Here is an 18,380-nt window from a genome sequence, read left to right as displayed (position 1 = left end):
TATATTTTATCTGATCATGAAAAATTATAATTAATGTTAGCTATTGATTGGATTTTTTTAGTTGGAACACTTTTATTCATAGCTTGTTATGGAGTATGGAGAAATCAAGATCATTCATCTATAAAATCATATATAAAAGGAGATAATAAAGCTAGATGGTGGACTGTGGGTTTTTCTGTAATGGCAACCCAGGCAAGTGCAATTACTTTTCTGTCTACTCCCGGCCAGGCCTACAACGAAGGCATGGGGTTTGTTCAGTTTTACTTTGGACTTCCATTTGCGATGATAATAATATGCTTATTTTTTTTACCTGTCTACCAAAAACTAAATGTCTATACTGCTTATGAATTTTTAGAAAATAGGTTTGATTTAAAAACTAGAACGTTAACAGCAATCTTATTTTTGATTCAAAGGGGGTTAGCAGCAGGAATAACTATATATGCTCCTGCGATAATTTTAAGTGTTGCTCTAGGGTGGAACTTGAAAATCCTAGTCATATTGATCGGCCTTGTAGTGATATTTTATACCTTAATAGGTGGGACTAATGCTGTAAATGTTACCCAAAAACAACAAATGATAATTATTATCATTGGCCTAATATCTGCTTTTTGGATAGCACTTTTAAAAATGCCTGAAAATATTGATTTTTCAAATGCACTTAAATTGGCAGGTTATAGTGAAAAATTAAACATACTAGACTTTAGTCTAAATCCTAATAACAGATATACATTCTGGAGTGGAATCACAGGTGGATTATTTCTTGCTCTTTCCTATTTTGGAACAGATCAAAGTCAGGTACAAAGATATCTCTCTGGAAAATCGTTAAAGGAAAGTCAAATGGGACTGATAATGAACGGGTTTCTTAAAATTCCATTTCAGTTTTTTATTCTACTATTAGGTGTTATGGTATTTGTATTTTATCAATACGAAACTCCACCTATTCACTTTAATCCTAAAAACTTGACGGAAGTCAAGAATTCTATTCATGCAAATGATTATTATAAAATTGAAAAAGACTATGAGTTAACTCAAAATAAAAAACATGAAGTTTTATCTAGTCCAATATTTTTTGAAAATAACAACTTAAAGGAGGAATACTTAAAGCTTGATTCAGAAAATAAATCACAAAGAAAGAAAATAAATGATCTTATAATTAAGAACGATAAAAACGCTTCAATTAATGATAAAGATTATGTGTTTATCACATTCATTGTTAATCACTTACCGAATGGATTAATAGGTCTGTTATTGGCAGTAATTTTTGCTGCTGCAATGAGTTCAACTGCTTCTGAATTAAATGCTTTATCAGCAACAACTTTAATTGACTTGTACAAAAGGCATAAGCCAAATTTGTCTCCTGAACACTATGTAGCAATGGCAAAATCATTCACACTATTGTGGGGTGTAATAGCAATTATCTTTGCTTTATTTGGAAATCTTTTTGAAAACTTAATTCAGCTAGTTAATATTATTGGATCTATTTTCTACGGAACAATTCTCGGGATATTCTTAGTTGCAATATTTTTTAAAAAAATTGGAAGTAACCCAATATTTTACGCAGCTATAATTTCAGAATTAATAATTATCTCATGTTACTTAATAGATCGTTATGTGTTTGATTTATTTGGATATCTATGGTTAAATGTATTGGGTTCAATTTTAACAATATCCATAGCTTACATGTTCCATAAGATTAATAATAGAAAAGCTGTAAATTAAAAACCCCACTATGAAGTGAGGTTTTAAAATTAATTTAGTTTTTTTGAATTACTTAGACCATTGCTCTATTGATTCTTTATTCATCTTTAAATAGTCACTATTTCCAGCAATTTTTGCTAATTCATAAGATTTTTTAGCAGCTTCAATTGCCATTTTATTTTCACCCAAACCACCTAAAATTAATGAATATTGTCTTAAATGAAAATACTTATTATTCCCCTTATCAATTGCTGTTTCCATCCAATTCTTAGCTTGTTTAAGATCTAAACCACTAGTTAAATAGTATACCGCAGAGCTATAATAATCACGTGCAGTTGGATTATTAGATAAAGTTTTCTTGATAGATGCCATTACTTTTTTTGGAGTAGGAACTTTTATCAATGTTGATACTTTGGTGTTTTCCCATGAAATGGTAAGCTCAGCATCATTATTTGTTATATTCTCAATCTGAATTGTAAAAGATTCTGTTAAATCCGAAGTAATTTTGACTGAAGATTCAGAAACAACTGCAACTTCTTTAGCATCCCAAGCTTTTGGAAGTGACCAATTATCACTTTTTTTATAGAAAAATACTTCCCACATTTCTTTACCTGGACGAGTATATATGGCATATGTGCCATTTGGTATTTCAACACCACTTATAATAACTGGATCGGAAAAACTAATTTTCGTATTTGCATTGGCACCAGTTCTCCATAGTTCCCCATAAGGAACTAAATTACCCATTACTTCTCGCCCTCGCATTGCAGGTCTAGAGTATTCAATTTTGATGTCAGTTAAACCAACAGTCTGATTAATTGAAGCTGAAGGGCTTGCTTGAGGAGAAACTACTTGAGCTATGTTGTAAAACGGAACAAATAATAGTAAGAATAAAATTTTTTTCATGATTTAAAATATTTTGTTTATCAAATTTAATAACTAAAATTATATGTTTACATGAATTAATGATTAATTAATAATTTATTTAATATTGATGTCTAAATCTCTTTTCAGTTATATTGCTTTTACTTCAGATATTATTTGTTTAATGCTGATTTTATAACTCTTTACTATCTTTCAAAAAAATAAATAATCTTTATGGTCAATAGAGTTATAAAAACAATAAAAAATATAAGTATTTGGAACTTTTCTCAAAAAAAAACATCACAATTTAAAATCCTTTAATCTTGATTATGAAAATGGAAAAAATATTAAAAATCAATAAATACAAATAGTATATTTGAGTAAATTTTTATATGAAAATTTACAGAAAGACTACAACTCAAAAACTTCCCATTTCTCTAGAACAAGCATGGGATTTTTTATCAGACCCAAGAAATTTAAAAACAATAACTCCTGATTATATGGGATTTATAATTCTCAGTGGTGCAGAAAAAGAAATGTTTGCAGGTCAAATTATTCAGTATAAGGTTACTCCTATGTTTGGAATACCTACAAAATGGGTTACTGAAATTACTCATGTCAAAAAAGGAGCATATTTTGTAGATGAACAAAGGTTTGGACCTTACTCTTTATGGCACCATAAACATTTTATTCAAAAAATTAAAGGTGGAGTTAAAATGGAGGATATTATTGATTATAAGTTACCTTTTGGTGTTTTAGGTCAATTATTTCATCCAATAATTGTAAAACCAAAACTTGATGAAATATTTAATTACAGATATAATAAATTAGTTGAACTTTTTGGAGAATACGGAAAATAAGAATCTTACACTAGAAATGAATTATTAAAAAATATAATATGAAAAAAAATATACTTATTATCGGAGGAAGCTCAGGGATTGGGTTTGAGATTGTTAAACAAATACATGAGGTTCATAATGTTTATGTTGCAAATAGAACAAATGACTCACTATCTGACTTCAAACACCAATTTATAAAAGTTGATATCACGGAAGAAACAATTGACTCAACTCTTCTTCCTGATTCATTGGATGGACTTGTATACTGCCCTGGAACGATAAATCTTAGACCATTTAGAGGTTTAAAACCTGAAACATTTATATCAGACTTTAATCTCAATGTCATGGGAGCAGTTAAAAATATTCAAGCAGTTTTGAAAAACTTAAATCAATCAGAACACTCAAGCATAGTTTTATTTAGTACAGTTGCAGTTCAGACTGGAATGCCGTTTCACTCATCTATAGCCGCATCTAAAGGTGCGATTGAAGGATTAACTAGGTCCTTGGCTGCTGAGTTAGCTCCGAAAATATCGGTTAATGCAATTGCACCTTCAATAGTTAATACACCCCTTGCAGATAAATTCTTAAACAATGATACTAAAATGGAAAGAGCCGTGGAAAGACACCCTCTTAAAAAAGTTGGATCACCAAAAGAACTTGCTGAAACAGCAATATTTCTATTGGAAAAATCATCTTGGATAACAGGACAAGTAATTCGTGTTGATGGGGGTATTGGTAATCTTAAAATTTAAATTCGAGTTATTTTTGCACCAATAGCATTAAGACGAGTATCAATATCTTGATAACCTCTGTCAATTTGCTCAATATTGTTAATTATACTAGTGCCTTTAGCTGAAAGTGCAGCGATTAAAAGTGAAATCCCTGCTCTAATATCTGGAGAGGTCATTACAGTTGATTTTAACTGAGATTTGAAGTCATGTCCTATTACAGTAGCACGGTGAGGATCACATAATATTATTTTAGCTCCCATATCTATAAGTTTATCTACAAAGAATAATCTACTTTCAAACATTTTTTGATGAATCAACAGACTACCTCTGGCTTGAGTAGCCACTACTAAAATTATACTTAATAAGTCTGGGGTAAATCCTGGCCAAGGTCCGTCAGAAACAGTTAATACTGATCCATCAATATAACTTTGAATTTCATAACCGTTTTTATGGGCCGGAATATATATATCATCATCTACTTTCTCTAGTTGAATTCCTAGTTTCTTAAACACAGATGGAATCTGTCCTAAATGGTTCCAATTGACATTTTTTATTGTCAGTTCACTTTTAGTCATAGCAGCAAGACCGATCCAACTTCCTATTTCTATCATATCAGGAAGTATAGTGTGAGATGTTCCATTTAATTTATCTACACCTTCAATTGTTAATCGATTTGAGCCAATACCTGATATATTTGCTCCCATACATACTAACATCCTACATAGTTGTTGTAAATAAGGCTCACATGCTGCATTGTATATAACTGTCTTGCCTTGAGCCAAAACAGAGGCCATTAATATATTAGCTGTGCCTGTAACGGATGGTTCATCCAGCAACATCTCTACTCCCTTTAAATGAGGAGCCGATACGGTATAAAAATAGTCTTCTTTATTGTAATTAAACTTAGCTCCTAATTTAATAAACCCTTCAAAATGAGTATCTAACCTTCTTCTTCCAATTTTATCACCACCAGGTCTAGGAATACTTCCTGTTCCAAACCTTCCTAGTAGAGGTCCTACAAGCATAATTGAGCCTCTAAGACCCTTACCGTCAATTTTAAATTTATCGGATTTTAGATAGTTAAGGTTTATATTTGAAGCTTGAAATTCGTATTTACCCTTATCTAGTTTATTAACTGATACTCCAAGATTTTTTAATAGAGATATCAATTTGTTGACATCAATAATGTCAGGTACATTGTTAATTATTACTTTATCATCAGTTAATAGTGAAGCACATAAAACTTGAAGAGCTTCATTTTTCGCACCCTGAGGTGTAATAGAACCGGACAATTCGACTCCTCCCTTAATTTTAAAGCTTCCCATTTTGAAAATACTTAGTAACGACTTCTTTTATTTCTATAATTATTTTTTTTAATCGAAGTATTATTTGACTTGGGGCCATTACCATTTTTGGACCTTGCTTTTAAAAATTCTGAAGATTCAGTTAAAGGAAGTAATTCTTCTTTAACTTTTAATTCTCCACTGGATAACTCCTTTAAGTGATCAAAAATTAACTCATCCTCAACTGTATCTTTGTTCCAATTAAGAAAACATTTTTTCATGTGGTTAGCAATTGTAAAAACAAGTGCATCTTTCATTTCTCCTTCTTCCCAGTTTCTAGCAACATTTACCATCTCACTAATATTATTTCCATAAAAGCGATATTTCTGAATACTAACAGGATAAGTGATTCTTTTTGGTCTTGCTTTTAGAACTTCTTCCTGAGGTTTTTCGAAAGGAGAATCTACGTCAAGTTTAAAGTCAGACATTATATGTAACTGATCCCAAAGTTTATGTTGAAAATCAGGAACATCGCGAAGGTGGGGATTTAAATTACCCATCACATCAATTATTGCTTTAGCCAACTTATTTCGTTCTTCACGACTTTCTATTTCAAGAACTTGATCAATCATGAGATGAATATGTCGACCGTATTCTGGAATAATAAGTGGTTTGCGCTTTGTGTTGTATTCTAACACTTCCATATTTATAGAATTTACGTGCAAATTAGTGAAAATTCGTTGATTTACTAGAGTGAAATCACACCTTTAAATTTTGAAACTTCTTTATATATTCTAATTACAGATTCTGGATCCTCCATTATCAGAGTAATAGTTAAACTTGTAAAATTTTTTTTTGATGATTTTTTAATGGAAAAATTAGCATTCATTCCTTTAAAAACAGCTTGAATGTCTTTCTTATTAGTTTCCTTATCTCTTATTATAAATTTAAATAAATAATTACCTGGCCATTTTTGAGAAATTTTTAAGTTTTGTAAAAATCGTGAATAAAATTCTTTATCATTCATAATTTAAAATACGTTCTAGTTTAACTTTGTGTAAAGATAGTTTAAAATAATTCTTTAATTTTGAATAGAATAGTAATAACAGGTGCACCTGGAACTGGTAAAACATCAATAATAAATTTTCTAAAATCAAAAGGATATACATGCTTTGAAGAGTTTTCAAGGACCCTAATTAAATCGAAGTGTGAATATAGAGTTGGCGATTCATTTTTTAAAAAACAAAAAATATTTAATACTAAAATTATTGAAAAAAGAATAATTCAATACAATGATTCAAAAAAAATTACTAACTCAAAGGATAATTTGATTTTTTTTGATCGATGTATATACGATACATATGCCTATCAAAAACTTGAAGACAATTCATTCTCATTTCCACAGGGAAAATACATCTACAAATATCAAAAAGTTTTTATTTTATCTCCATGGGAAGAAATTTATGTTAATGATAATGAAAGATTAGAAAGTTTTAACAAATCAAAAGATATCGATAAGTATATAAGATTAACCTATAATCATTATAACTTAATGCCCAATAATGTTTCAAAAGCTAGTTTAAAAAATAGAGTCGATTACATTCTTAGCAAATGTTTATGAAAGAAATTGATACTTTGTTATTAAAATATTGGGGATATAATCAATTTAAGGATAGCCAAAAATATGTAATTAACTCCATAATTAATGGTGAAAACGCTTTAGTTAGCCTCCCTACAGGAGGAGGTAAATCAATATGCTTTCAGCTTCCATCTTTGATAATTGGTGGAACAACTCTTGTTGTCTCTCCCCTAGTGGCATTAATGGAAGATCAAGTTAAAAATCTTATTAGACGAGGCATATCGTCATTTTATTTTAAATCTAATACTAAACATTTGACAATTGATCAACAATTAGACAATTGTATTAATGGAAATTACAATATTATCTACTGCTCACCAGAAAGATTTGGTAATAATGATTTTTTAAATAAAATACAAAGTGCAAAAATAAGTCATATCGCAGTGGATGAGGCACATTGTATTTCAGAATGGGGCCATGAATTTAGGCCTTCTTATAGAAATATCAAAAAGTTTACAGATCTTTTTCCAAAAGCCTCAATAAGCGCTTACAGTGGATCCGCTAACCCTACGGTGAGAAAAGATATTGTTAGAAATTTAGGTCTAATAAAGTACAATGTTATTGAAGCATCCTATGAAAGAAAAAATATATTTTATGAAATTAAATATGTTGAAGATAAAATTGAAGAATTATTTAAAATTATTAAAAACGAAAGCTGTATCATATATTGTAAAACAAGGAAATCAACTGAATTTATTTCAAGAAAACTTTCAGAAGAACAATATTCGGTAGACTATTTTCATGGAGGAATGTCAGATGAGGATAAAAAAGATAAATTATCAAAATGGCAGTCAGAAGATATTAAAATAATAGTTGCGACTACTGCTTTTGGTATGGGTATTGACAAATCAGATGTTAATAAAGTTATTCACTTAGATATACCTGAAAGCATAGAAAATTACTACCAGGAATCAGGGAGAGTTGGAAGAGGTGGTCAAAATTCAAAAGCAATATTAATAGTTTCGCATGAGGATAAGAACTTATTTATTAAAAATAGTTTGAATAATCTTCCAAATAAAGTTGAACTAGCTCAAGTTTATAAAAAATTGTGTAGCCATTTTCAAATACCAATTGGTGAAGGACAGGGAAGTTCTTTCGATTTTGATCTAAATGATTTTTGTACCAAATATAAATTTAACAAAAGAAAAACATATAATATAATAAGATTTTTGGAAAACAACGACATAATAATTTTGAAAACAATTCTAAGAAATAAAATTAAAATTAGTTTGAGAGTAAGTGTAAATAAAATACGAGAAAGCATTCAAGTTGAAACTCCACAAGGAAAAGTAATTGAATCTTTACTGAGACTCTACCCTAACATAATTCAAGAAAAAATTGAGTTTTCAATTTCTAAGATGAAACAACTCACTAACCTAAAAGAAAAAGATATAAATCAATATTTAAATTTTTATACTAAAATGAATTTTCTAAATATAGAAGAAATTAAGTCTGATCATCAAATATACTGGCTAAAACCAAGAGAAGATAAATATACTATCAACCCATTAATTCCAAAGTTGAATAAAATAAATAGTATTAAGAAAATTAAGTATGAGGATGTTTTAAATTATATTTTTGATAATAAAAATTGCAAAACAAGGCAACTTCTTAAGTATTTTGGAGAAAATAAAACTGAAAATTGTATGAATTGTAGTTCTTTATGTTGCAAATGATTAAATTTATTTTATCAAAATACTCTTTTCAATGAAACCCAAAATTATCTTTTTTGGTACTCCATCTTTTGCTGTTGGTATATTAGATTTAATCTACAGTGAACAATATATTATTGACGCAGTTGTTACATCTCCTGATCGAAAATCTGGTCGAGGAAGAAAAATAAATTTTTCTCCAATTAAGGACTTTTGTATTGATAAAAAAATAAAACTATATCAGCCTGAAAATCTCAAAGATGAATCATTCATTACAAAACTCAAAAATCATAATTCAGATATTTTCATAGTTGTTGCATTTAGAATGATACCTAAAATTGTATGGAGTATCCCTAAAAAAGGAACTTTCAATCTTCATGCGTCATTACTTCCAAACTATAGAGGTGCTGCACCAATAAATTGGGCTATAATTAATCAGGAAAAAATTACTGGTGTAACAACATTTTTAATAGATGAAAAAATTGACACTGGGAAAATTTTATTAAAGGGCGATTACAAAATTCATATTAATGAAACTTATGATTCTCTGCATGACAAACTTCTAAATATTAGTAAACCAATTGTTATTGAAACGATAAAAAAATTACATAAAGGAAAATCAATTCCAGTTAAACAAAATAATAATTCACTTATTAAATCCGCACCCAAACTGACAAAACAAAACACAAAAATTAATTGGAATAAATCAATTAATGAGATTATTTTTTTTATAAATGGCTTAAATAGTTATCCAGGAGCATGGACTAACATAACAAATCAAAAATCAATTCAATCGATTAAAATATTTGAATCTGATTTTGAGTACTCAAAACATAAATACAGAGACAATGAACTTATAGTTTTAAATAAAAAAATTAAAATATCACACAAGGAGGGGTTTTTAATTCTTAAAAACCTTCAACTTCCCAATAAAAAAAGGCTATCTGATATTGAGTTATTAAATGGTTTTACATTTGAAAAGGGAGTTTTCGTCTCATAAAAAACAGGATTATCAACAATAGTGCGCACTTATTAACAAAAAGGAGTTTTTTTTTAAGTATTTCTTTTCGATTCTAGCTAAAGGTTATAATTTGTGTAGTATAAAACATTAAATATTATATAATTATGAACAAAACAGAATTAATAGATGCGATGGCTTCTGATGCAGGAGTCTCTAAAGCTGCTGCTAAGAAAGCACTAGAATCATTTTTAGGAAATGTAAGTGGAGCCCTCAAGGGTGGAAATCGAGTTTCTTTAGTTGGATTTGGATCATGGTCGGTTACTAGACGTGCTGCTCGTGATGGTCGTAACCCTCAAACAGGTGCAACAATTAAAATTGCTGCAAAAAATGTAGTTAAATTTAAGGCAGGGGCAGAATTATCTGGATCTGTAAATTAAATATAATACACATTTATTTCAAAAAGCTCCATTCATGTGGAGCTTTTTTTTTATCCTAAATTTAATAAATGAATAATAGTTATATTCTTGTTTCTTCTCCAAATATAATTGGAGATCCTCACTTTCACAGAACAGTTGTGCTTGTCGTTGAAAATTCTAAAGAATCTCTTATGGGATTTACGATAAACAAAAAACTGGATTATTCTCTAAATGAAGTTAGTAGTGGAATAGAAAAAAAAATTCCGCTATACTTTGGTGGCCCAGTTGACACCGACAGTTTATTTTATATTTATAAATCCAAAATTAAGGTGTCTGGATCTAAATCTATCTCCAAAAATTTAAATTGGGGCGGGAATTTTGATGAAATTAAAAGCTTAATAAATCAGGATAAAATCTCCAAAAAAGATATTAAATTTTTTCTAGGGTATTCAGGGTGGGATACTAATCAACTTAACGATGAAATCCAAAATAAAAACTGGGAGATAATTAATAGTATAGATGATGAAATGATTTTAAAAAACCAAACTGAAAATATTTGGAAAAATTTTTTAAATTCTTTGGGAGGTGAATATTTAATTTGGTCAAATAGTCCAGAAAATCCAAATCACAATTAAAGTTGGGTTGCTTTTATAAAAGATTTAAAAATCAAAGGTAGTCTAGATGTTTCATATATTTTTTTTCTGTATTTAACAACTGGATTTATACCATTTTTAATAGATACTACAGATAATTCATCAGCAACCTGTAGTTCAAAAACTCCAAATGATTCATATGAAAATTCAAAACTATTTTTTTGTAAATATCGAATAAAAAGATCCGATATAACACTAGACTCTCTACCAATACTTGAAGATGGACATATTATTCTTTCACCTTGAAGTATAAAAATATTACCAAGGACAGATCCAATTACATTCTTACTATTATTTAAAATAATATTATCGTTACAATTATTTTCATAAGACTCCACTGAAGCTACCCTTTTAATATTTTTTTGTAAATACGAGATAGATGCAAAACTATGATCACCAATATTGAACTCTTTAAATAATGAGATTTCATTTATGTATGAAATATCATTATCAAAAATTGAATTTACTTTACTGAGGGTTATTAATGTAGTTAAGCTAGGTTGAAAGTTGTCTAAACTTGTAATGCTTTTGTTAGCAAACTTTATGTCAACTATAAAAGATTTATCATCTTCATTAATGATTTTTATAATTTCTTTATTGAAGTAATCAAGTGTAAAATTCATTGGAATGACCAGTCTCAACCTTCTTAGTTGAGCCATCATCATAAAATAATGTTCCTCCCAAAATAAGATATGATTATTCTCCCATCTTAATGTAAACTCAAAAACAGTATTTAATATAAATGACTCAATTTGATTTGAGTCTATAGAATTGAAATTAGAGTATACTTTACCATCGACATTTATCATTGAAAATTAGGTTGAACCTAAAACTTGTTTTAATGAAGAAACTAGATTTTCCCATAACATTTTTGATTCCTCAAGTTCGTCTTCTTCGGAGAAATCCGAAATAATTAAAGAAACATCTTTTGTTATTTCATCAACTTGAATTATAAATTCAAAGTAAACTTTATCCGCATCTTCTTCATCATTTAACCACCGGAATCGTACCCTTTCATTGGTTTTCTTTTGAATCAATTTAGCAGTTTCTTCACTATCATCCCAAAAAAAAGTGAAGTCCTCACCTCTTGAATTAACATCGTCTGCAAACCATTCAGATAAACCAGAAGGGGTTGACAAATATTGAAAAAGTAATTGAGGAGATGCCTGAAAGTCAATTTCAAGTTTAAATGGAATACGCTTACTCATTGATTTAAAATTTTGGTCAATATATAAAAAAGAAAATTGTTTACCCTTTCTATAACTTAAAATTTACTAATCATTGTGTTTAAATAAAGCTTTAACTATATTTGCCCCCGATGGCGAGGTAGCTCAGCTGGTTAGAGCGTCGGATTCATAACCCGGAGGTCGGGGGATCGTGCCCCCCTCTCGCTACTAAATAAAAATATTATTGTTTTATCGCAGCAGAAACAACAGATGTACCTCCACTCGAATTTGTAGCATTAGAAGAAGTACTTCCACTAGAAGAAACAACAGATCTTTTTACAGTTGAAACTGAATTAGTTGAGCCATTTTGATAGTTTGAATTCACATTACTACTACCGCTATATAATCTAGTATCTTTTATACCTCCATTGTTTGGATTATTTGGATTTCTCAAATTATTGTTAAAATCACGTATGTAGTTAGAGCTATATCTACGTGGATTGGGAACAACTTTAAATTTTTTCCCGTTCTTAGCTAGAATAGTTAAAACATCATCTCTGACTGGTTTAGAGTTTTTATCTGCTAATTCAGAAGGTTCAATAGCATTTTTACCCAGAAGAAGAAGTTGATTATTAATGTATCTATTTTCATTAGCCAATCTAATTCCGTATTGAAGACTTTCTGAAACATCCGATCCAATTATATACTTATATTTTGGCTTAAACCACATATAATTTCCAAAAGGAAGAACAAGATCATCTCTCCATTTGTTCCAAGTTAAAAATCTATTATCATAAAGCTCAACATATGAATTCCAACCTGATCTTCTCATCGAGTTTAAATTAAAATAATTAAAATACCAAGATCTGTTTTGATTTGAAACAAAACCAACATATTCAGAGACCAAATTTTGATTTTTTAAAAAAAGATTTCGAACACTAATTGGATCCTCCGAGATTGTTAAATCGTATTTTAGTTTAAACTGATTTTTAACCATAGCTTCCAGATCGGATTGTGAATAGCCGTTTAAGTTAAAAAAGAATATAAATAGTAAGATGGGTCTAAACATTTTCATGTTAAATGTATTAATATCTAAATTTAACACTTTTTATTTGAATGAAGTTTTAATTTTATTAATATTAAATTTACTTACTAAAAAAACTAATTAATGATTTCAATTTTTAGAAAAAAATTTCTGTTCCTACTTTTAATATTTATCAAATGTAGTTCCGATAAAAGTATAGAAGAGATAGTTATAGAAGAAGAAGTAGAAGAGCCACAATTGTATAGTTGTGTTGATTATACAAATGTTGACAACTCAGACCTAATGACATACTGGAACTTATTCGTAGAGGATGTTAAGTGTTCTCGTGGTGGTCCAGATTATGGAGAAATTAACACAAGCGTGAATTTAAAATTTGATATACAAACACCCGAAGAATTTGCATCCGGAGTTTCACCAGATCATGCAGGTTATTCTACATTTGCAGGCTATTGTAATAGAGATAGAGTTGTAATCGGAGTTATTCTTAATTTTTGGGAAGATTACTCCGAAATACAACAATTGTGGTTAATGTACCATGAATTTGGACACGATGTTTACAGATATGATCATAGCGAAAGCAGAACCGACATAATGTATCCTTCGATTCCAAGGGGGGATGTCAAAATAAATGATTTCATTGATGCTAAAAATCGATTCTTAAGAAGAGATTTTTCAGGAATAACATATCTTAGGTGTCCTGGTGATTAATTTTTATTAAAAAATTTGTAAATAAGATTAAATACCAATCCACCAATGACCATAAAAATTCCTATTAGTGTTAGTAATGAATATTTCTCATCTAAAATCCAAACTCCAAATACAATAGTAAAAACTACTTCAACATATTTAATTGGGGCTACTTTATATGCAAATCCATTTTGAAATGCTTTAGTCATAAAATACTGGCCAAAAAAACCAACAACTCCTAAAAGGAATAAAAATAAAATATCTTCAATATTAATTGGTACCCAATAAAAAAAGACACCTATTAATCCAATTAAAAATGAAGTAATCATAAAATAATTTACAATTACCAAAGGATGTTCTTTTTTCCCAATTAATTCAATAATTAGATAAACAAATGATGAAAAAAATGCAGCGAGTAATGCCATGGAAAATCCAAATAAATTCATTTTGTCATCAAATCCTCTAATAAAAATAACACCAATAAAAGAAATTAAATAAAGAAACCATTCAATAATAGATATCTTTTTTCTAAACAGAATAACTGTAAATATTGCCGCAAATATGGGAGAAACATATCTTATTGAAACTGCAGATCCAACAGAAATATAACTAACAGAAAAAAAGAACGAAAGCATGGCCATAGCACCTAGAGCACCCCTTTTAATCAAAATCATTTTATTTTTTCCAAAAAAAGGAATTTTATAATATATCAATAAACTAGAAGTAATTATAAGAGTCGTTATTGATCTGAAAAAAACCAATTGAAAAGTCCCATAATTGTTTAGGTATTTTAATAAAACATTCATGATTGAAAATGCAAATACACTTATTAACATGTATTTAATTGATTGATATAATTTTTTCAATTTTTCTTCAAATATCCGTCATTTTATTAAACGAAAACTATTAATTTGTTTTTTTAAAATGTAATTTGTATCGAGAATTGTCATCAAATGAAAAAAAAATATATTTTAGCAATAGATGCTGGAACTACTAGTTCTAGATCTGTAATTTTTGATAAAAACGGTAACCAGATTGCAATATCTCAATATGAATTTGAACAATTTTTTCCTAAAAAAGGTTGGGTGGAACACGATCCAGAGGAGATATGGGAGACTCAATTGAAGTCAATCAAGGAAGTCATCCATTTAGCAAAAATTAAACCTGGAAATATTGATTCCATTGGAATTACAAATCAAAGAGAAACTACAGTGATATGGAACAAAAAAACTGGAATACCTGTATACAATGCAATTGTATGGCAAGACAGAAGAACAGCTTCAATATGTGATTCATTACAAAAAGAAAATATTTCATCCTTTTCTGTAAAAGAATTAATTCAAAATAAAACAGGATTAATTTTAGATGCTTATTTTTCCGGAACAAAAATTAAATGGATTTTAGATAACATACCTAACGCAAGAAAATCTGCTTTAAATAATGAATTGGCTTTTGGCACAATTGATACTTGGTTAATATGGAAATTAACAAACGGGAAAAAACACGTAACTGATCCGTCAAATGCGAGTAGAACACTGTTATACAATATCCATGAGTTAAAATGGGATTATGAACTTCTGAAATTACTTGATGTTCCTATAAATATGCTTCCTGAACTTTGCGAATCATCAGAAATCATTGGAGAAGCAAAAATTTTAAATCACAAAATTAAAATTGCGGGTATAGCAGGAGACCAACAAGCAGCTTTATTTGGTCAGCTTTGTTTCAAACCTGGTGATGTTAAAAACACATATGGAACAGGGTGTTTTTGTATTATGAACACAGGAAATAAACCAATAAAATCAAATAATAAGATGCTTACTACCATTGCATATCAAATAAACGGTAAAACTACTTATGCCATTGAAGGGAGTGTTTTTGTGGCTGGAGCACTAGTTCAATGGCTTAGAGATAAACTGGGAATCATCAAATCTGCTTCAGAAATTGAAATATTGGCAAGTACAGTAAAGGACAGTGGTGGAGTTACATTTATCCCATCATTATCTGGTCTTGCAGCCCCGTATTGGGACCCTCATGCTACGGGAAATATTATGGGAATAACAAGAGATACATCAAAGGGTCATATAGCAAGAGCAGCATTAGAAGCTATTTCTCTTAGATGTAAAGAAATTGTTAATGCAATGGAAAAAGACTCAAATACAAAATTTGATAATTTAAAAGTTGATGGAGGAGCGAGTTCAAATAATTTATTAATGCAAATTCAAGCTGATATTCTTGAACGAAATGTTATCAGACCAAAAACGACAGAAACAACTGCTTTAGGGGCTGCATTTCTAGCTGGACTAGCTACAGGGTTTTTTAAAAATATTGATTCAATTGAAAATATTTGGGAGAAGGATAAATTGTTTGTGCCTCAAAAAAATTCATTAATAGAAAAAGTGAATTTTTTATGGAATAAAAGGATTAATCAGATAATAGGCTAATGAATCGAAAGAAAAATCTCTCAAAACTAGCATCAGTTGACTTATGGGATATTGTTATCATTGGAGGTGGTGCGTCGGGACTAGGAGCAGCAGTTGAATCAGCTTCAAGAGGTTATAAAACACTGTTATTGGAAAAGTATGACTTTGCTAAAGGAACATCATCTAGGAGTACAAAATTAATTCATGGAGGAGTAAGATATCTGCAAAACGGTGATATATCTTTAGTTATTGAGTCCCTTAAAGAAAGAGGATTATTAATTAAAAACGCCCCTCATTTAGTAAAAAATTTAAGCTTTGTAATACCATCCTACGACTGGTGGAGTAGTCCATTTTACGGTGTTGGATTAAAAATATATGATATGATGGCTGGTAGCCTAGGAATTGGACCATCTACTTTTCTCAATAAAAAAGAAACTGAAAATTTGATCCCAAATGTTAATAAAAATGGACTGCGAGGTGGTATTATATATTATGATGGACAGTTTGATGATTCAAGAATGGCTTTAAGTTTAGCCCAGACTGCTGAAAACCATAATGGAGTTTTACTAAACTATGTTGAAGTCGTTAAAATAAATAAGGGAAATGATAATATGGTATCAGGAATTGAAGTTAAAGAATCAACGAGTAAATTCATTTATAAAATAAAATCAAAGGTGGTTGTAAATGCAACTGGTGTTTTTTCGGATTCAATTATGCAAATGGATGATCCTAAATCTTCTAAAATGATCCAACCAAGTCAAGGGGTTCACATTGTTATAGAAAAGAAATTTTTAAACAGTCCACATGCAATAATGATACCTCATACTACTGACGGCAGAGTTCTTTTTGCTGTTCCATGGCAAAATTATGTTATTTTGGGTACTACGGATACGGTCGTAAATATTGCTAAATCTGAACCAAAAGCTTTAGATAGTGAGATTGAATTTATTCTTTCAAATGCTGGAGATTATATGAAATCAAAACCTAAAAAAAAGGATATAAAAAGTGTTTTTGTAGGTCTTAGACCTCTTGCTGTAACAAATGATAAAAGTGAATCAACAAAAGAAATATCAAGACATCATAAGATTAAAATCAGTGCAAGTGGTTTGATTAGTATCCTTGGGGGTAAATGGACTACTTATAGGAAAATTGGAGAAGACGCTATTGATTCTGCGATTGCAGTTGGTGGATTATCTTTTTCTGAATCTATCACAGAAAATTTAAAAATTCACGGTTATAATCCAAATCCTGATTTTAATGATCCTCTACATGTTTATGGAAGTGATATTAAGAAAATACTAAGAATAAGTAGTGATCACAAAGCAAATGAATCTTTATCAAAAAAAATAAACATTACTAAAAATCAAATTCTATGGGGAATTAAAAATGAAATGGCTTTAAGTCTTGAAGATATATTAGCTAGAAGGACTCGATGTTTATTTTTAGATGTTTTTGAAACTGAAAAATTGATTGATGATGTTCTTGATATAATGGCAGATGTTTTAAATAAAAACCAAAAATGGAAAACCCAAGAAAAATTATCTTTTTTATCTTTAACAAAAAAATATAAAATATGAATGTGAGCCCATTTATTGCCGAATTCATTGGAACAACTTTTCTACTTGTTTTAGGACAAGGAGTCGTGGCTAATGTAAATTTAAAGAAAACTATAGGAGAAGGTCAAAACCCATGGCTATTAATCACAATCACATGGGGATTCGCAGTTTTTATTGGTGTTTTTATTGCTGGAAGCATTAGTGGAGCCCATTTAAATCCTGCAGTAACGATAGGGTTCGCGATTGCTGGAAAGTTTTCATGGAATTTAGTTCCTTCATATTTATTAGCTCAGTTGGCTGGAGCAATGTTAGGTTCATGGCTAAGTTATATAGCTTATATAGATCATTATCGAGAGTCAAATAATGAAGATGTTGTTAGAGGTACATTTTGTACTGGACCTGCTATTAGAAATTTGAAAAATAATTTATTCGCTGAAATTCTCGGAACTTTTGTTTTAGTATTTTGTGCTTTTTGTATTGTAGGACCGAATATTAAAATTGATGGGATAGTTGTTGAAAACTTTGGATTAGGTTCACTAGACGCTATTCCTATTGGGATAGTAGTTATGGTGATTGGAATGGGTTTAGGAGGTAATACTGGTTTTGCTATTAATCCTGCCAGAGATTTTGGTCCGAGATTAGTATATTCATTCTTACCTCGTAAAAATAAAAATCCTGATTGGTCATATAGTTGGATTCCAGTCGTTGGCCCCTTAATAGGTGGTGGTTTAGCGGGTTTAGCTGGCGGAGTTGAGTTGTTAAGTCAA

The 18,380-nt window shown here is 29.6% G+C and carries 20 protein-coding genes and 1 tRNA gene; 13 read left to right on the top strand and 8 right to left on the bottom strand.

Annotated elements, in window-relative coordinates; genetic code table 11:
* Positions 1 to 33 precede the first annotated feature (33 nt).
* The gene (locus tag AC3ATN_RS03205; RefSeq protein WP_487531791.1) at positions 34 to 1,719 is read left to right on the top strand and encodes a sodium:solute symporter family protein; all 1,686 of its coding nucleotides are present in this window, start codon (positions 34 to 36) and stop codon (positions 1,717 to 1,719) included.
* 48 nt (positions 1,720 to 1,767) lie between these two features.
* Here the strand turns inward: AC3ATN_RS03205 and AC3ATN_RS03200 are convergent, their stop codons facing one another.
* Positions 1,768 to 2,604: a DUF2911 domain-containing protein gene (locus AC3ATN_RS03200; RefSeq protein ID WP_487531790.1), complete on the bottom strand. Its 837-nt coding sequence runs from the start codon at positions 2,602 to 2,604 to the stop codon at positions 1,768 to 1,770.
* A 350-nt stretch (positions 2,605 to 2,954) separates the two neighbouring features.
* Between AC3ATN_RS03200 and AC3ATN_RS03195 the strand changes: the two genes are divergently transcribed.
* Complete coding sequence (locus tag AC3ATN_RS03195) at positions 2,955 to 3,422, top strand: SRPBCC family protein (protein ID WP_487531789.1); 468 nt, start codon at positions 2,955 to 2,957, stop codon at positions 3,420 to 3,422.
* A 38-nt stretch (positions 3,423 to 3,460) separates the two neighbouring features.
* Positions 3,461 to 4,153: an SDR family NAD(P)-dependent oxidoreductase gene (locus AC3ATN_RS03190; RefSeq protein WP_487531788.1), complete on the top strand. Its 693-nt coding sequence runs from the start codon at positions 3,461 to 3,463 to the stop codon at positions 4,151 to 4,153.
* Here the strand turns inward: AC3ATN_RS03190 and murA are convergent.
* From murA to AC3ATN_RS03175, 3 genes are read right to left on the bottom strand one after another with little or no spacing between them, the layout of a single operon-like run.
* The gene (gene murA / locus AC3ATN_RS03185) at positions 4,150 to 5,457 is read right to left on the bottom strand and encodes a UDP-N-acetylglucosamine 1-carboxyvinyltransferase (RefSeq protein ID WP_487531787.1); all 1,308 of its coding nucleotides are present in this window, start codon (positions 5,455 to 5,457) and stop codon (positions 4,150 to 4,152) included. The two genes, AC3ATN_RS03190 and murA, sit on opposite strands and share 4 nt — an antisense overlap.
* 11 nt (positions 5,458 to 5,468) lie before the next feature.
* A complete protein-coding gene (locus AC3ATN_RS03180; protein ID WP_487531786.1) occupies positions 5,469 to 6,119 on the bottom strand; it encodes a DUF4290 domain-containing protein in 651 nt (216 codons plus the stop codon).
* Between the two features lie 44 nt (positions 6,120 to 6,163).
* Positions 6,164 to 6,442 carry a DUF493 family protein gene (locus AC3ATN_RS03175; protein WP_487531785.1) on the bottom strand — a complete coding sequence of 93 codons (279 nt, stop codon included), beginning with the start codon at positions 6,440 to 6,442 and terminating at the stop codon, positions 6,164 to 6,166.
* A 60-nt stretch (positions 6,443 to 6,502) separates the two neighbouring features.
* Between AC3ATN_RS03175 and AC3ATN_RS03170 the strand changes: the two genes are divergently transcribed.
* The 5 genes from AC3ATN_RS03170 (at position 6,503) to AC3ATN_RS03150 (ending at position 10,718) form a co-directional block, all read left to right on the top strand.
* Complete coding sequence (locus AC3ATN_RS03170; RefSeq protein WP_487531784.1) at positions 6,503 to 7,036, top strand: AAA family ATPase; 534 nt, start codon at positions 6,503 to 6,505, stop codon at positions 7,034 to 7,036.
* Entirely contained in the window at positions 7,033 to 8,730 is a 1,698-nt protein-coding gene (locus AC3ATN_RS03165; protein ID WP_487531783.1) for a RecQ family ATP-dependent DNA helicase, read from the top strand. Before AC3ATN_RS03170 ends, AC3ATN_RS03165 begins: the two co-directional genes overlap by 4 nt.
* Before the next feature lie 31 nt (positions 8,731 to 8,761).
* Positions 8,762 to 9,706, top strand: coding sequence for a methionyl-tRNA formyltransferase (gene fmt, locus AC3ATN_RS03160; RefSeq protein WP_487531782.1), 945 nt, complete (start codon positions 8,762 to 8,764; stop codon positions 9,704 to 9,706).
* Between the two features lie 125 nt (positions 9,707 to 9,831).
* Positions 9,832 to 10,104: an HU family DNA-binding protein gene (locus tag AC3ATN_RS03155; RefSeq protein ID WP_487531781.1), complete on the top strand. Its 273-nt coding sequence runs from the start codon at positions 9,832 to 9,834 to the stop codon at positions 10,102 to 10,104.
* A gap of 68 nt (positions 10,105 to 10,172) precedes the next feature.
* Entirely contained in the window at positions 10,173 to 10,718 is a 546-nt protein-coding gene (locus AC3ATN_RS03150; protein ID WP_487531780.1) for a YqgE/AlgH family protein, read from the top strand.
* On the opposite strand, the gene AC3ATN_RS03145 is transcribed toward AC3ATN_RS03150, so the two are convergent.
* Positions 10,715 to 11,545: an aminotransferase class IV gene (locus tag AC3ATN_RS03145; protein ID WP_487531779.1), complete on the bottom strand. Its 831-nt coding sequence runs from the start codon at positions 11,543 to 11,545 to the stop codon at positions 10,715 to 10,717. The two genes, AC3ATN_RS03150 and AC3ATN_RS03145, sit on opposite strands and share 4 nt — an antisense overlap.
* 6 nt (positions 11,546 to 11,551) lie before the next feature.
* On the bottom strand, positions 11,552 to 11,944 hold the full coding sequence (locus AC3ATN_RS03140; RefSeq protein ID WP_487531778.1) for an START-like domain-containing protein: 393 nt from the start codon (positions 11,942 to 11,944) through the stop codon (positions 11,552 to 11,554).
* 112 nt (positions 11,945 to 12,056) lie between these two features.
* On the opposite strand from AC3ATN_RS03140, the gene AC3ATN_RS03135 reads away from it, so the two are divergent.
* Positions 12,057 to 12,130 (top strand) — tRNA-Met (locus AC3ATN_RS03135).
* 13 nt (positions 12,131 to 12,143) lie between these two features.
* Here AC3ATN_RS03135 and AC3ATN_RS03130 read toward each other — a convergent pair.
* The gene (locus AC3ATN_RS03130) at positions 12,144 to 13,007 is read right to left on the bottom strand and encodes a hypothetical protein (RefSeq protein WP_487531777.1); all 864 of its coding nucleotides are present in this window, start codon (positions 13,005 to 13,007) and stop codon (positions 12,144 to 12,146) included.
* Positions 13,008 to 13,229: 222 nt separating this feature from the next.
* Between AC3ATN_RS03130 and AC3ATN_RS03125 the strand changes: the two genes are divergently transcribed.
* Positions 13,230 to 13,655: a hypothetical protein gene (locus tag AC3ATN_RS03125; RefSeq protein WP_487531776.1), complete on the top strand. Its 426-nt coding sequence runs from the start codon at positions 13,230 to 13,232 to the stop codon at positions 13,653 to 13,655.
* Here the strand turns inward: AC3ATN_RS03125 and AC3ATN_RS03120 are convergent.
* Positions 13,652 to 14,500, bottom strand: a complete 849-nt coding sequence (locus tag AC3ATN_RS03120; protein ID WP_487531775.1) for a DMT family transporter — start codon at positions 14,498 to 14,500, stop codon at positions 13,652 to 13,654. The two genes, AC3ATN_RS03125 and AC3ATN_RS03120, sit on opposite strands and share 4 nt — an antisense overlap.
* Before the next feature lie 87 nt (positions 14,501 to 14,587).
* Here AC3ATN_RS03120 and glpK point away from each other — a divergent pair, with 87 nt between their 5' ends.
* The 3 genes from glpK to AC3ATN_RS03105 form a co-directional block, all read left to right on the top strand.
* Complete coding sequence (gene glpK / locus AC3ATN_RS03115) at positions 14,588 to 16,078, top strand: glycerol kinase GlpK (protein ID WP_487531774.1); 1,491 nt, start codon at positions 14,588 to 14,590, stop codon at positions 16,076 to 16,078.
* A complete protein-coding gene (locus AC3ATN_RS03110) occupies positions 16,078 to 17,634 on the top strand; it encodes a glycerol-3-phosphate dehydrogenase/oxidase (protein ID WP_487531773.1) in 1,557 nt (518 codons plus the stop codon). Before glpK ends, AC3ATN_RS03110 begins: the two co-directional genes overlap by 1 nt.
* A partial coding sequence (locus AC3ATN_RS03105; protein ID WP_487531772.1) for an MIP/aquaporin family protein occupies positions 17,631 to 18,380 on the top strand: 750 nt, incomplete at its 3' end. The genes AC3ATN_RS03110 and AC3ATN_RS03105, both read left to right, overlap by 4 nt.

The sequence above is a fragment of the Candidatus Marivariicella sp. genome (assembly GCF_983056325.1).
Note: the sequence above shows the minus strand (reverse complement) of the source record. Positions and strands in the feature narration are given on the sequence as shown.